Below are 13,874 nucleotides of genomic sequence, written 5' to 3'. Positions count from 1 at the left end.
TAACGTCTATTCAACTATTGAAGGGAATTATCAAAAACTATCAGATCGTTTCGATGCTGTCAATTGCCAGGGATTGCATCCAGCCGGCAGTGGCCTGGCCGGTTTTTTCGGGAGTGTAATAAAATAGCGGTTAATCCGGGTTCCGGTGATCTTGGCTTTGACAAGATTAATTCCCATTTGCTATTGATCATTGGAAAAAATAAACCCCATCGGGGATGGGTTTCCTTTTTCATCATGATTTGGAATCTCTGGTTCCCAACGTTTCATGGACAATGGACGGGGCGCTGTACGCTGTAAATGCCCGGCCATCGGTATGATACCAACAGACAGATAGAGGACGCGATAACGCATGGGGGTACCGCTGATCAAGGAGTTTCTGGCCGGGGACAGCAAGGAAATCCGGGATCTTGCCAATAACGAAGCGGCCCTGGTCGGGTTTCTGACGCTGGCAAAGGGTATCGATGACCTTCCGGATATGGCTATCCGGTTTTACGAGGAATCGCGAAGCCTTTACCAGGTGACCGCGTCGGGGTATTCCATCCAGGAGTTGATCGAGACCCTTTCCGAATTCTTCGGTCCGCCGGCCAAGCCGCCGGGCAAAGGCCTCCCCGTCAGCCTGCGTTTTGAGCCCACGGTGAAATATTTAGGCGGCATTCGCAAGGATCAGGTTCTTTTTCTCAACAAACTGAAAACCGGCGCGTTTTACGGCGCCTTGTGGCCCTGGACCCGGGACGCGGATAAGACCGAGATCCTTCTGGGGTTTTGTTCCTCCAGCATGAGCGATGCGGACTACAGCCGGTTGAGCACCCTGGTTCAAAAGTTTATCAGTAAAAAAAAGATTGAAACCGTTTCCGGGGTGGGCGGTCAGATCCATGGCATCAGCCTGCCTTCGTTTCTACAGATGTCGGAGATGGAAGAGGCCACTTACACGCTGAAGGTGACCAGCGGCGAGCGCACCGGTCATCTCTATCTCGATGGCGGCAGTCTGATCGCGGCGGCGTTTGAAGGACAAACCGGCAACGATGCCGCCTACCGGATCATCAGTTGGGACAATGCCGCCATTCAGATTGAAGCGGCCGACCCCGACCGGGTCAGAGAGATTCACGACCCCCTCATGCACGTGATGATGGAGAGTCTGAAAATTAAAGACGAATCCGGTATCGCGCCGTCCCCCCCCCAGAAAGCGGAAAAAACGCCGCCGGTCGAACCGCCCGGAACGAAAAAGGAGCTCCGGTCGAAAAAAAAGCCGGTGAAAAAAGTTTCCCGGCCGGCTCCGCAGGAGTCCGCCCCCCCGGCGGCCGCCCCACCGCCTCAGCCTGATCCCCTGGTCCATGTTCCCTTTAAAAAGGCCACCGACCATTCGGTGGGCAAGCAGGACCAGATGAGCAGGACCCTAAAACTGCTCATTGTGCTGGGGGTGGTGATTGTTTTTGCCATCGTGGTCACCGGCGGCGGCAAGCTGCTCAGAAAAAGGCAGGTCAACCGCCGTTACGACCAGCTGATCGCGGACCTGACGGTCACCAAAGCCCTGGATGCCCAGATTGTACTGATGATGCAGTACCTCAAAGCGTATCCCGAGGATGCCCATCGATCGGAACTGGAAGGCCGGTTGAACGAGGCCTATCTGGAAATTGAAAAGCGGGACTACGAAAAGACGATTTTGGATGTCAACCGACTGCCGATCGATGAAAAATTCGAGAAAAAAGCGCTTTCCCTCTATACGGCCTTTTTATCGAAGTATCCGCAAAGCGATTATGTCGACCAGATCAATGACGCCATTGGCGGCATCCGGCAGCTGCTGGGGACCGCTTACTTCGAAGATCTGAAAAAGGTTGCCGCCACTGATTTTCTGGAGCGCTATGCCGCCTATCGGGAATATCTGGCGCAGTTTCCCGACGGTACGGAGCGGGAGGCCGTGGAACGGATGATCGGCGACCTGGCCAAAGAATATTACGGCCTGCTTGAGGAGCAGACCGGTGGCTGCGATGACCGCGAAGACTGGGACGATTGCATCGACCAGTGCGACCGGTTCCTGTCCGCTTTTTCCAATGATGTCTTTGCGGAAAAGGTCATGGCGTTGCGAACCGTGCTTCAGGACAAGAAGGACGTGGCGGCGCTGGCGGCCCGGGCGGCCCTTTTGGCTGACGATATCGCCGGCGCCCGGAAGGTCTATACCGACTATCTTGCCGAACGGCCGGCGACCACCCAGAAAGAGGCGGTCGCCGGGCTGATCGCTGCACTGGACGCAGACCTGGCCAGGCAGGCGGCCTGGGAGAATGCAGCGGCCTATGCCAAGAATCCGGTCAACGACATTTTCAGCCGGATCAAGCGCCTGGACATGTACCTGGATAACCACCCTGCAGGGCGCTACGCCGTGCGGGCCAGAAACCTCAGGTCGCAGCTCGAACCGGAACTACAGGACGCCATCCGGGCCCGGCGTGAAGAAGCGGCCCGGCGTGACCTGTTGGCCAGACAACAGGCCGAACAGGCCAAGCGCGCCAATGAAGCCCGGCGGATCAAAGCGCTCGAGGCTCAGGTGGCCAGACAGCTCAGCCCGGTAGCGAGCCGGTTCGTCGACCGCCGGAACGGTACCTTTTCCGACCGGGTCACCGGGCTCACCTGGTGTCTGCTGGATTCCCACCTGGACCTCGGAAAATGTATCACCCACAGAGAAGCCAGCGCATACGTTGCGGAGTTGCGCACCGGCGGCCATTCGGACTGGCGCCTTCCGACCGCCGGCGAATTGGCCACCCTTTACAAAAACAAACCTTTTTTCCCCGGGACCGGGGCCGCGTGGTACTGGACTTCCGAATCATTCGTGCGGGGGTATCATCACGTGGTCGATGTGGTCACGTCGGTACCGGAAACCGAGTTCAAGAGGGTTTCGGAAAACGAGGACAGCTGCGGTGCCGTCCGCGCTGTTCGCAGATAAACGGCGGCCTTGCCCGGTGCGATCTGCGGAACCGGGCCGTCGGGAAAGGCCCGGGCGGGCGGATCGGGCATGCCGGCATTTATTCATTGAAAAATTTTCCATTTGGGTTTATATCTGCTTCATTTTTCAACGACAAAAGCCCAAGATAAGACTTCAGGAGGGGAAGCGTATGCGTAGCCTATCGTTTGTGGGGGTGTTGTTGCTCATCGGGATGATTGCCTGTGCCTCACTGGGAATTGCCGTCGCCGGTGATGAAGAGATGTGTGTGACCATGGGAACGATCGTTCTGGAGCCGCCGGATACCGTCGAGGCCAAGCGGGCCGCCGTGGAGTTCCAGCATGGCCTTCACATGGTGATTGCCTGCAACAACTGTCACCACACCTGGGAAGGCACGGAACCGATCACCGGCTGCATGACCGCCGGTTGCCATGACCTGGATACCCTGCCAAGGAAAGAAGGGTCCAAGATCATCGATAAGGACCAGGCCTTCCGATACTACAAGAACGCTTACCACGGCCAGTGCATCGGGTGCCACAAGACCATGAAGCTGGAAATCCAGGAGATGGCCAACACCCTTGCCGCTATCGACGGCCAATTGCCGGCCACCGGCCCCACCGGCTGCATCGGGTGCCATCCTAAAGAGTAGGGCGACGGCCCCGGCACGCGCCGACATATCGACAGACTGAAAAACCCCCGCCCGCCGGCGGGGGTTTTTTATTGCCACTAAAAAATCTGGGCCACCATGTAATAGATCAACGGCAGGAAGATGGCCGGCAGCATGTTGCCGATCCTGATGCGGGCCACCTTGAGCATGTTGAGGCCGATGGCCGCGATCAGCAGGCCGCCGACACCGGACATCTGGGCGATCACGTCGCCGGTGAGAAAGGGCTTGAGCAGTGACGCCCCTGCCGTGATGGCGCCCTGGTAGACCAATACCGGTACGGCGGAGAAAAGCACCCCGCTTCCGAACGTGGAGGCAAATACGACCGATGTGATGCCGTCCAGCAGCGATTTGGCAAACAGGGTGTCATGGTTGCCCGCCAGCCCGCTTTCCAGTGCCCCCACGATCGCCATCGATCCCACACAAAAAACCAGGCTGGCCGTTACGAATCCCTTTGAAAAACCGCCATTGGCAGACCGGCCGATGTGTTTCTGGGCATAGTCCCCCAGGGCCTCCAGGCGACCCTCGATCCGCATGGCCTCCCCCAGCAGGCTGCCGATGGCCATACAGATGATGATGCCGAGAAGGTCCGTCGCTTTCAGCGCGGAACGGATACCGATCAGGACAACGCTGAGGCTGATGGCCTGCATGAGGGTTGCCTTGTAGCGTTCTTTGATGCCCTTTTTCAGGAGCAGGCCCAAGGTACCGCCTGCCATTATAGCTGCTGCATTTACCAGCGTGCCGATCATCGTGCGCTCACTTCCTGTCTGACCATTGAAAAAATGATGGGCCTTTCACTCAGACCGGCAAGAGGTGCCGGCCTGGCTGAAAGGCCCATGGTGGATTGATCCCCCGGTAGACGCAAACAATGCCCGGGGCTTCAGTCCGCTTTCCGTATCCCCCGTTCAAAAAGTTCAAATGCCGTGGCCAGTGTGGATTTCAGATAATCCTTTTCCGAGCTGATGATCTTTTTGCTGGCTTCCCACAGCACAACGCCGGAGAACATGGACCAGAAGATGTCGGCCAGGGCCACGGGATGACGATCGACGTAAATTCCTTTGTCCATTCCTTCTTCGAAAATCTTGGCGATGGCCCCGATGGATTTCTTGGACAGTTCCTTGATTTCCGTCAGCAGCGATTCGGACAGGTTCTTCAGGGTTTCGCTGGATTGAAGGTGGAACATGTTGATAATGATCAGCGGGTCGAAGTCGTATACGTCGTACATGGCTTCCATGAGGGCGGCCAGTTTCTGGTCGGGGGACAGGCTTGTCTCCTTGTTGACGTGGGTGACCCGGATGTGGAGGTATTGGAGAATCCGCAGGGACAACGATGCGTAAAGTTCTTCCTTGTTCTTAAAGTACAGATAGAGGGTGCCCGGGCTCAATTCCGCCTCTTTGGCTATATCCTCCATGGTCGCCTTGTTGAACCCTTTTTCCGAAAACACCCGTTTTGCCGCGACGATGATCTGCTGCCGACGCCGTTCTTTTTCTCTCTCTTTCCGTTCTTGAATTCCCATGAGCAGTGGCTTTCTGAATGTGATTTATTTTGAAAATGTCTCTATAGTGAATAATTTTTCGAGGGTCAAGGAAAAAGTCCCGAATCTCGCCGTTGCGCTGCTGATGCAGTCTTAAGGCTTTTCCTGAAGGCGGACCGTGGCAACGAACCGTCTCAAGTTAAGTCTGTAACCCAAAAAGTCAACAGGTGAGAAAAACAGAGCGCAAGGTAGACGCGGGGAATGCCCGATGGCAGGAATGACGGGCGTGGAAACACGACGAACTCCGATGGACTACCCCATAAACACGGAAAGGGTGTTGTTGCGCGCGTTGACATGCTGAATGGTCACCTGCACCAGGTCTTCGGGCTTCAGGTCGATACCGCTGGATTGGGGCAGGGGGCACTCGATCATGTACGCCTTTAGCAGGATGGCATAGGCATTTCGCCGGCGCTGCAGGACGATGGCTTCCTCTTTCTCACCGATCCGGCCTTCCAGGTGCTTGAGCAGCCAGTAGCGGTTTCTGCGAAATTGGATCCGCCCGACGTCGGCCATCGGCTGGGCCAGCTGCCCGATAATTTCCTCGATTTCCTTTTCCGTGTATGCCCGTTCAAGACCCAGCACCGCCCGGAGCTGGCGCTGGGTGACCAGGTCGAAGTATTTCCTGATGGGCGAGGTGGCGGTGACGTAGGCGTCGAGCCCCAGCCCGCAGTGGTGCTCGGGCCCGGGCCGCAGAACAAAACGGTTCAGCAGTTTGCGCTGCATCCAATTCTGGAACAGGGTGCCGGTGCCGTTTTTTAGAATGCGGTCTTTGGGCTTGGGCTGCGACCTGAAAATGGCCGGCGTTTTGTTTTCCGCCAGAAATCGTGCGGACAGCCAGTTGGACAGGATCATCATTTCGGCGATCAGCATTCGTCCCGGACTTTCTCGATTGACCCGATTGACCACGGGCATTCCGGAGTCATCCAGCCAGACGTTGATTTCCGGAAGGGTGATCTGGATGGCACCCTGGCTCAGACGCGTTTCCCTGAACCGGATGGCGATGTCGTAGAGGGCGGCGATGGCCTGGCCCTCTTCGGCACTGATGTTGGCCTCGAAATAGCTGAGCTGCTGGTCAACCCGGATGATGGATGGAAAAATATCATAGCTGATGATGTCGCCGGACAGGCCGATTTTCACCATGGTGCTGATGGCCGGCCGGATGTGGTCCTTTTTCAGGCTTAAGCGGTGCTCCGCCAGAAGCGGCGGCGCCATGGAAATCCGGTTGTCCGGCATGTAGATGGAACTGCCCCGCGACCGTGCCTCCCGGTCCAGCAGATCGCCCTTTTTAATGTACTGGGCCACATCGGAAATATGGATCCCCACGAGAAAGTGGTCGTCCCGGGTTTCGAAGCTCAAAGCGTCGTCAAAATCAAGCGTGGACTGGCCGTCGATGGTGATGGTGTTCAGGTGGGTGAGGTCCACCCGGCCGCTGCCGATGAACGCGTCTGCCGCCGGCACGGATTGAGCCAGTTCGAGCACCGACGGCGAGAAGTCCGTGGGAATTTTATACCGCATCAGATCCACATTCTCATCGGGCGTCCATACCCCCACGGCGACCAGGTGGCTGAAAATGGCTTCCGGTGAGGTGAGGCCGGCTTTTTTCATTATGGCCCGCGCAGTGTGGAAATGGGGGCTTTCCTTTTCGGCCAGGTAATAGGATTGGAATATTTCCGCCAACTCCCGGTGGCATTGGGTCATTTCGACCGTCGAGCCCGCCTGCACCGATCTGATCCATTCGGCACCGGCGGCGACGAGCCGCTCCTGTCGGGCCGCTTTTTTATCCATTGCAAGGATGGCGGCCACCTGTGCTTCGGTGTGGGGCAGGAATCGGTCGGGCTTGAATTTGAAATGGCGCCGGCTCTTGAACAGGGCCCGGATCACTCCCGATTCATGGTCGTCGTCGGCATCTTCCGGAAAGCACAGGCCGGTCATGGTTTTCAAATCGATCCATGCCTGCTCATGGTTGAGGATTTCCCAGAGCTCTTCGACCTGGACTTCGCCGGCAATGGCGTTTCGCTTGATGGACAACTCGCGGAGCCACTCCACCATCCGGTTTCTTCCCGAATTTTGTTCCAGGCGCGTTTTTCCGCGGTGCGACAACCGTTGCGCGGCGATTTTAACCTCCCGGTTGTGCTCGGTGAGCAGCCGTAATCGCTGGTTGCCGCTCTCCATCACCACCGCGCAGATTATCTTTTGGTCATCAATATATTCTACAATTTCACCCGATTCCATAGCCGACAGTATTAGCAACCCCCATAATGAAAGTCAACGCGTAGCCGCGACGCGAACAGACGCTGCGGCGTTGACGAACGAACCGTTGCCGTGCTGGGGACAACGGCTAAGATCCGTTGGATACTCAGGGTGGCGGTAATAAAAAAGGCAGGGCCACCTGCCCTGCCTTCAACCGCAACGAATTAACGGGGATTTTATTTTACGGCATCCTTCAGCGCTTTGGCCGGTACGAATTTGGGCACCATTCTGGCTTCGATCTTTATCTCGGCGCCGGTCTGGGGATTGCGGCCGATTCTGGCTTCACGCTTGGTGGTTTTGAAGCTGCCGAAACCGGCAATCTGCACGGCCTCATTTTTTTTCAGGGTGTCGGTGACAGTGGAAAAAACACAGTCAACAATTTCCTGAGCCTGTTTTTTGGTTGATACGAGTCTGGCCACTTCGTTGATTAAATCACCTTTATTCATGTTCTTTTTCCTCCATTAAAAGTATAGACGCATAGACCACTGAAGTGGGCACCTATATCTGCAAATACATGCTCCGTCAAGAGATTAAACGGCCTCCTGCCGGGCCGTGAAAAACCGGGTCCTGACGTTGTTCTGCCGAGCCCCTATCGTTCCCGTCAGGATGGAAAAATCCCTGTGGCGTTGATCTTGGGGCATATCCGCGGTACCCGGCGGGCTACCGGAAAGGGTTGATCTCGAATCGCCAGCGTTTCACCCCCTCATGGTCCGGTTTATCCGTTTCAACAACCGACAGGCGCTTGAGGTTCTCCTGGACCACCATGGTACTGTGTGGACCGGTGATCCGGGTTCCCGAAAAGAGGTTCCCCCCGATTTTGACCGCCGCCAGACCGACGCTCGTCTTCTGGGCTTCGGTGATCGTGCCCAATCGCGTGTTTAATTCCTGCAGGGTCGCGGCGCTTTCGGTGATTGCCTTCTCGGTTGTCTTGATTTCCTGATCGATGGTTTCATCCGCTTCCATGAGTTGGGCCACCTCCAGGTCATAGGCATCCTGTCTGGTCTTCAATTCTGAAATGGTTTTTTGAAGCTTTTCCGCAGCGGCACTGCCCTGTTTGAGCAGGCCGGCTTCGATTTTTTCCTGAAGACGCCGGTGCTGCACCATGCATTTGTCCTGATGCTGGGCCACTTCGCCGAGTTGCGTGCCGATTTCGTCGGAGCGGTTTCTCAGGGCTTCGAGTCGGGTCGGCAGCGTTTCGCGTTCGGTCTTGACCGCCTGGATTTCATTTTTGATGGCCTCGGCGTCTCTTTCCATCTGCCGGTCAATTCCCACGATCAATTCGCTGGATTTGGAGGCCTCCGTGCCGATGTCCATGGCGGTAATTCCCATCTTAGCGGAAACGGCGGATGAAATAATGATCCCGTCGTTGATCAGGCAGCGGCCATTGGCTTCGATGGTTGCTTCGATAATCTCTTTTTCCACGGCCATGTCTCCGGCCAGGATGATGTCGGAATTGTGAATATGTCCGGCTTTAAGGTTCCCGCCGGCTTTTATGGTGGCACCAAAAATTCCATTCATCGCCGAAATGTCGCCGTCGATATCGATTTGGGCATCGCGTATTTCATTGGCATGCAGGCTTCCCCCTTTCACCCGGTAACCTTTTTCGACGGCCCCGGCAACCTCGATATGCCCGTCAAATTCCACATGGCCGGTTTCCAGTGATATGTCCCCTTGAATGTGAAGGGTCGGCATCACTGCAATTTCGCCGCTGCATGACAGTTTGGGGATGCCGGACGAGGCGGCGTGTACCTGCATGCCGTCCGGAGACCGCCGGGCGCCTTTCCCGCACTTGAACCGCTGCTCCCGTGATTTGGGGATGGGAATTTTCTTCCCGTATACATCCATTCCCTCTTTGCCTTTGGGGCCCGGATTTTTTTCGGCGAGCAGGTCGCCTTCCTTTACCTGGGGCAACCGTCCGCGGTCTTTCCAGTCCATCAGGCCGTCTTCGGTCATTGTGCCTATTTTAAGCGGGTCCGTGTCGAAATGGTAAACAATCTGCGGCGGGGCGTCGGGAACCGGTTCGGTGCCGGTTGCAATGGTCCAGCCTTCACCGACACTGAATTCCCCCCTCAAAAAAGCTTCGATGAGGGTGTCGTCGGCGATGCCGTAAAGGATGCCTTGCGAATGCAGCATGATCTTGACATCATTGACATTGAATTCCCTTGCCGGCACTTCGCCTTCGATATAGGCCGTCGCCTTCAGTTTATCCTTGGAAACGCTGATATCCAGGTTGCTGCCTTTTTTTGGGGCGGACCGGGAGGGCTTGCCTTTCCTTTCAGGCGGCGCGGGTTCTTTATCTGTCTGGGGTTGACCTTCAACCTCATTTTGAACCCGAAGGATTTCGCTTCTTTCCTCGGATGAAAGGACGCCCATTTCCATCAAAATCTCACCGATGGGCATGCTCACACTCGTCTTCTCGAAGATGCGATTTTGGACCACCAGGGCTTTGTCCACTTTTTCCTGGCCGACGAAATTCAACTCTACGGCAATAACACCAAACTTTTTATCGATCCCTTGTTCTCCGGTCATAAAAACCATTCCCATCGCTGCAGATGCATTCACAGATGGTCTGTCGTTAAAGGCCGGGGCCCATAAATACAGCTTCAACTGGGCCTATCATCGGATGGTTCGCCGAAAACTTTAGCCCATAATCCCATCGGGATGGCGCCTGGCGTGCCGGTGCGGGTTCCATGTTACCTGGTTTTCACGGACAATAGGTATAATTTTTCCTAATTGAACCCCGGCGAATGTTGTCCGGAGTCAAGCCTGTCTGTTTTAACCATCTTATATTAATTGGAATAAATTGAGTGGGCCGGTATTTCTTAAAGATGGCACCATCGTTGCTGTAACTTCACGCTGTGAAGCGGCACCTTGAATCTGATTACTGTGCCCGCAGAAACTGCGTTGTCGATGGTTGTTCTTCTGAGATGGAATTGCCTGTTCCGACCTTCCCGCCGCTTCACCCCTCCCCGGTGTGACGTTTCTGTCGTCCACCGCTGGATTCGTGTTCTGGCAAACGGATGATGCCGCCGGACGGCGGCGGAAAGGAAGGCAACCGATGGCCATGAATTTCAAGATTTTCCAGCTAAAAAGCAAAAGCAGTGTCCATCTCACCCTCGATGGAGACTTCGACGGCACCTCCGCCCATGAACTGATCAACACCCTGAAAGCCTGCGGCCCGGATGTGGATCAGGTCTTTATCAACACCAACCGGTTGAAATCGGTCCACCCTTTTGGCCAGGTCGTCCTGTTTCGCAACCTTTCCGGTGCATGCGGCCGTTGCAGGAACCTGGTGTTCATCGGCAACCATGGTCGGCGGTTGTCCAGGCCCTGGATTCAATAGGCAACCGTCACCCCTGCATGAACAGGGTGTTCCACGGATCAGGCAACCGGAATCATTCCCTCTTCAAGGTATTTGGCGGCCAGGTCGATGTAGATCTGTTTGCCGTAGGACCACATTTCCTCGTCCTGAACGGTGACCGCGCGTACGACCCGTGCCGGGTTGCCTGCCGCCACCATCCTGTCCGGGATGGTATTGTTGAGTTTGACCACGCTGCCCTCGGCGACGATGCTGCCTTCGCCTACCTGGCTGAAAATACTGGCCACCGCCCCCATGCCAACCACGGCCCGGTCGCCGATGGACCTGCCGTGGAGAATGGCACCGTGCCCCAGGGTGACCCGTCGGCCAATGGTCTGGGTGTCGCCTGGCGGTGCATGAATGATGACCCCCTCTTCCACGGCGGTTCCGTCGCCGATGACGATGCGGCCGTAATCGCCGCGGATGATGGCGCCGTGGCCGATATAACACTGGTCGCCGATGATGACATTTCCAATGACGTGGGCCAGTTCGCTGACGTAGGTGCCGCTTCCCACCTGCGGCTGTTTCCCATCGAACTGATAGAGCATCTGCGCTTCCTTTCCGTATTATGGCTGATTCGTTTTAATCCTGAATCTGCGTCGCCCTTCATCCCGGTACCCGGCCGTAGAAGGGGTCAAGCCGGTTCAGGCAAGGCCGGCCGGACCTTGAAAACCCGTTCTTTGCGAATCTGCACCGTGCCGGGTTTGGCCCCGCGGGGCTTGGACACATGGCGGGCCAGGGTGCCGGACACCGCCACGATCCCGCCGGTCCTGGCCTTGCTGTGATACGCCGCAACGGCGGCGGCCTGGTTCAGGGTGCTCCGGTCCGGTGTCTGGCCCCCGGCGGTCACCAGAACGACGTGGCTGCCGGGCATACCGCGCACGTGGAACCACCAGTCGTTGGGACCGGCCACTTTAAGGCTGAGGCGGTCGTTGTCCACATCGGTTTTTCCGGCCATGACCCGGTGCCCGCCGGGCAGCGTATAGGTCCATACCCGCGGCGGGTCAGGCCGATGGCCTCGGTTTTCAGGATTGTCTGTCAATGGCGTCTCCTTCATTCAAGCTGAATTCGACCCAAGGCTATGCCATTGCAATGAGAAATTCAAAGGTTTTTCCTCCAGAATTGACAAGGTGCATCCGGACCGTTAGATTGGCATCCGGCCGGTGTGTTCGGGGCAATGATCCTGATATGCCCAACGGGTTTAATTGTTTCTGCCAGTGACCGCCGCATGGCAATATGGCTGGCCTTTATACATATGCATAAAAAAATATTGAACATGGTTTGTGCCATCACCCTGATGACGGGTGTCGGCACGGTTGACGCCGACATGGTGATCCTCAAGTCGGGGGAAATGTTTCAGACCCAGCGGGCCTGGAAGGAGAATGGCACCGTCAATTATATCAACAACGGGCAGGTGGTTCGCGTGAATGAGGCTGACGTGGAGCGGCTGATTCACGCGCCGGGGCCGGTCGAAGCGCCACCGGCCCCGGAACATCGAACACCCGCCGATACCCACCCCCCGGCCGAAGGCCTTCCACTTTCAGCGCCATCGCCGGACGGGGATGAAACCGGGTATCTCGACCTGAAATGGGGTCAGCCGCCGTCACTGATCAAAGATTTGACGCAAGTTGGAACGGACGCGGCCTACGGCGGGGTTCAGCAGTACACCAGAAAACACAAGAAAAAGCGCTTTGCCAGAGCCCTTGTGGACGATATCGTTTTCGGGTTCTGGGAGAATGGACTTTACACCATCCTTGTGGAGGTCAGTAATTTTTCGGATTTCATGAACCTCAAGGCGGAGGCGTTCCGACTTTTCGATGTGGGCACCCGGAACGATGAGGATGTGGAAAAATATTACTGGCTGGACAAGGGGACAGACCGCATGCTCGCCTACGATTTCGACTCGGATACGGGCTTTTTATGGATGCGCTCCCGAGCCTTGCATGAACGGGTCAGGGCCCGATATCCGGATTAGTTGAGATGCATAAACGCCATCTTTGGGCCCGAGCAGGCGTTCCCGATCATTTGGGATCCCCAATGCAGCGCTTGCTGCACCTCCGGTGCCATCCTCGCCGAGGCCGTGGCCTGAAACGACAGCTGTAATTCGTAAATCGTATTTGATCAGTGTGAGGGTTGGGGCCTCAGCCGGTCGATGACGTTCACCGGGCCGGGGATCAGGCGCTGCCGGAGCATGATCTGCTCGGTCTGCTGCCATGCCGCCCTGTCGATGCGGCCGACGGGTATGGCAGGATCGGGCCGGACCATCCGGCGGGTGACCGCCAGTTGCCGGCGCATGACCGCCGGCGATGTGTCACGATCGTGTTCGCCCACCCACCGGATCGCTGCCGCCTCGCTGGCCGGCGCCATGGCCGCCTGCCATCCGGCCAGCAGAGCCCGGATGAACCGGGCGACCGTCTGCGGGTGCTCGTCGAGCATCCGTTGTGAGGTGACCACGCTGTTGGCCACGAACCGGATCCCGTATTCGGACGGATCGAAAAATGCCACCCGCTCGCCGCCGGCCGCCAGCTTGTCCGACAAAAAAATACCCTGGGTATTGCGGTAGACCGGCCAGACCGTAATTTTTTTTAGGAAAAACGGCGTGTAGTCGTACCTTACGCCGGCCAGGCGGACCTGGCGCTCATCCAGGCCGGCGGTCGCCAAAAGCGCCCGCATGATGGTTTCGTCGTTTCCGCCATAGGTGATCCCCACCGTTTTTCCCGCCAGATCCTGGACCCCTGCCAGGGAAAAATCGTCCGCCCGATAAATCCACTGAAGGGGGTTGATCTGGAACAGCTGGGCCAGCACCACGACCGACGCCCCTTTGGCCAGCGCCCGGATCACCTGGTCCGCCGAGGCGACGCCGAACTGGGCGTACCCCAGTTCCAACTCCCGGATGGCATCCCGCTCCGGCCCCCCGGCCTTGACCGCGACATCCAGGCCCTGCTCGGAAAACAAGCCCTGGCCCAGGGCATATACATCCCCTGCGGTGCTGGCGTTGATCAGCCATTTCAACCGATAGGCCACCTTTTCGTTGGCCATGACGTCTCCGGCGGTCACCATCCCCGTGCCGGCGATCAGCAGCAACGCCCAGGCGGTCACCCGGAAATATAATGCGCGTGTTTTCATGGTGCGGTCTCCA

The 13,874-nt window shown here is 57.0% G+C and carries 12 protein-coding genes; 4 read left to right on the top strand and 8 right to left on the bottom strand.

The genetic code is table 11. The features are described from left to right. The first annotated feature begins 349 nt into the window (after window positions 1-349). Together DSCA_RS13500 and DSCA_RS31975 are read left to right on the top strand one after the other, a co-directional pair. Window positions 350-2,932 carry an Lcl domain-containing protein gene (locus tag DSCA_RS13500; RefSeq protein WP_155316925.1) on the top strand — a complete coding sequence of 861 codons (2,583 nt, stop codon included), beginning with the start codon at window positions 350-352 and terminating at the stop codon, window positions 2,930-2,932. Between the two features lie 169 nt (window positions 2,933-3,101). Further along, complete coding sequence (locus DSCA_RS31975; RefSeq protein ID WP_167527764.1) at window positions 3,102-3,578, top strand: cytochrome c3 family protein; 477 nt, start codon at window positions 3,102-3,104, stop codon at window positions 3,576-3,578. A 77-nt stretch (window positions 3,579-3,655) separates the two neighbouring features. Here DSCA_RS31975 and DSCA_RS13490 read toward each other — a convergent pair whose 3' ends face one another. From DSCA_RS13490 to DSCA_RS13470, 5 genes are all read right to left on the bottom strand, one after another. Continuing rightward, on the bottom strand, window positions 3,656-4,342 hold the full coding sequence (locus tag DSCA_RS13490) for a DUF554 domain-containing protein (RefSeq protein ID WP_155316923.1): 687 nt from the start codon (window positions 4,340-4,342) through the stop codon (window positions 3,656-3,658). A gap of 131 nt (window positions 4,343-4,473) precedes the next feature. Beyond that, window positions 4,474-5,109, bottom strand: coding sequence for a TetR/AcrR family transcriptional regulator (locus DSCA_RS13485; RefSeq protein WP_155316922.1), 636 nt, complete (start codon window positions 5,107-5,109; stop codon window positions 4,474-4,476). A 270-nt stretch (window positions 5,110-5,379) separates the two neighbouring features. Beyond that, a complete protein-coding gene (locus DSCA_RS13480) occupies window positions 5,380-7,299 on the bottom strand; it encodes a ribonuclease catalytic domain-containing protein (RefSeq protein ID WP_231716481.1) in 1,920 nt (639 codons plus the stop codon). 254 nt (window positions 7,300-7,553) lie between these two features. After that, window positions 7,554-7,823, bottom strand: a complete 270-nt coding sequence (locus tag DSCA_RS13475) for an HU family DNA-binding protein (RefSeq protein WP_155316920.1) — start codon at window positions 7,821-7,823, stop codon at window positions 7,554-7,556. Window positions 7,824-8,037: 214 nt separating this feature from the next. Then, window positions 8,038-9,906 carry a DUF342 domain-containing protein gene (locus tag DSCA_RS13470; protein WP_167527763.1) on the bottom strand — a complete coding sequence of 623 codons (1,869 nt, stop codon included), beginning with the start codon at window positions 9,904-9,906 and terminating at the stop codon, window positions 8,038-8,040. 529 nt (window positions 9,907-10,435) lie between these two features. Here DSCA_RS13470 and DSCA_RS13465 point away from each other — a divergent pair. Then, the gene (locus DSCA_RS13465) at window positions 10,436-10,720 is read left to right on the top strand and encodes a hypothetical protein (RefSeq protein ID WP_155316918.1); all 285 of its coding nucleotides are present in this window, start codon (window positions 10,436-10,438) and stop codon (window positions 10,718-10,720) included. Between the two features lie 38 nt (window positions 10,721-10,758). Here DSCA_RS13465 and DSCA_RS13460 read toward each other — a convergent pair whose 3' ends face one another. Both DSCA_RS13460 and DSCA_RS13455 read right to left on the bottom strand, forming a co-directional pair. Then, entirely contained in the window at window positions 10,759-11,283 is a 525-nt protein-coding gene (locus tag DSCA_RS13460) for a gamma carbonic anhydrase family protein (RefSeq protein WP_155316917.1), read from the bottom strand. Window positions 11,284-11,369: 86 nt separating this feature from the next. Further along, window positions 11,370-11,777 carry an NFACT RNA binding domain-containing protein gene (locus DSCA_RS13455; protein ID WP_179955322.1) on the bottom strand — a complete coding sequence of 136 codons (408 nt, stop codon included), beginning with the start codon at window positions 11,775-11,777 and terminating at the stop codon, window positions 11,370-11,372. 213 nt (window positions 11,778-11,990) lie between these two features. Here DSCA_RS13455 and DSCA_RS13450 point away from each other — a divergent pair, with 213 nt between their 5' ends. Beyond that, complete coding sequence (locus tag DSCA_RS13450) at window positions 11,991-12,710, top strand: hypothetical protein (RefSeq protein ID WP_155316915.1); 720 nt, start codon at window positions 11,991-11,993, stop codon at window positions 12,708-12,710. 146 nt (window positions 12,711-12,856) lie between these two features. On the opposite strand, the gene DSCA_RS13445 is transcribed toward DSCA_RS13450, so the two are convergent. Next, complete coding sequence (locus DSCA_RS13445) at window positions 12,857-13,861, bottom strand: ABC transporter substrate-binding protein (RefSeq protein ID WP_155316914.1); 1,005 nt, start codon at window positions 13,859-13,861, stop codon at window positions 12,857-12,859. Between the last annotated feature and the right edge of the window lie 13 nt (window positions 13,862-13,874).

Source organism: Desulfosarcina alkanivorans (assembly GCF_009688945.1).
GTDB classification, from domain to species: domain Bacteria; phylum Desulfobacterota; class Desulfobacteria; order Desulfobacterales; family Desulfosarcinaceae; genus Desulfosarcina; species Desulfosarcina alkanivorans.
Note: the sequence above shows the minus strand (reverse complement) of the source record. Positions and strands in the feature narration are given on the sequence as shown.

Excerpts from the sequence above, each read along its gene's own strand:
- DSCA_RS13500 (WP_155316925.1), top strand. The coding sequence starts at position 350 with ATGGGGGTACCGCTGATCAAGGAGTTTCTGGCCGGGGACAGCAAGGAA.
- DSCA_RS31975 (WP_167527764.1), top strand. The coding sequence starts at position 3,102 with ATGCGTAGCCTATCGTTTGTGGGGGTGTTGTTGCTCATCGGGATGATT.
- DSCA_RS13490 (WP_155316923.1), bottom strand. The coding sequence starts at position 4,342 with ATGATCGGCACGCTGGTAAATGCAGCAGCTATAATGGCAGGCGGTACC.
- DSCA_RS13485 (WP_155316922.1), bottom strand. The coding sequence starts at position 5,109 with ATGGGAATTCAAGAACGGAAAGAGAGAGAAAAAGAACGGCGTCGGCAG.
- DSCA_RS13480 (WP_231716481.1), bottom strand. The coding sequence starts at position 7,299 with ATGGAGAGCGGCAACCAGCGATTACGGCTGCTCACCGAGCACAACCGG.
- DSCA_RS13475 (WP_155316920.1), bottom strand. The coding sequence starts at position 7,823 with ATGAATAAAGGTGATTTAATCAACGAAGTGGCCAGACTCGTATCAACC.
- DSCA_RS13470 (WP_167527763.1), bottom strand. The coding sequence starts at position 9,906 with ATGACCGGAGAACAAGGGATCGATAAAAAGTTTGGTGTTATTGCCGTA.
- DSCA_RS13465 (WP_155316918.1), top strand. The coding sequence starts at position 10,436 with ATGGCCATGAATTTCAAGATTTTCCAGCTAAAAAGCAAAAGCAGTGTC.
- DSCA_RS13460 (WP_155316917.1), bottom strand. The coding sequence starts at position 11,283 with ATGCTCTATCAGTTCGATGGGAAACAGCCGCAGGTGGGAAGCGGCACC.
- DSCA_RS13450 (WP_155316915.1), top strand. The coding sequence starts at position 11,991 with ATGCATAAAAAAATATTGAACATGGTTTGTGCCATCACCCTGATGACG.
- DSCA_RS13445 (WP_155316914.1), bottom strand. The coding sequence starts at position 13,861 with ATGAAAACACGCGCATTATATTTCCGGGTGACCGCCTGGGCGTTGCTG.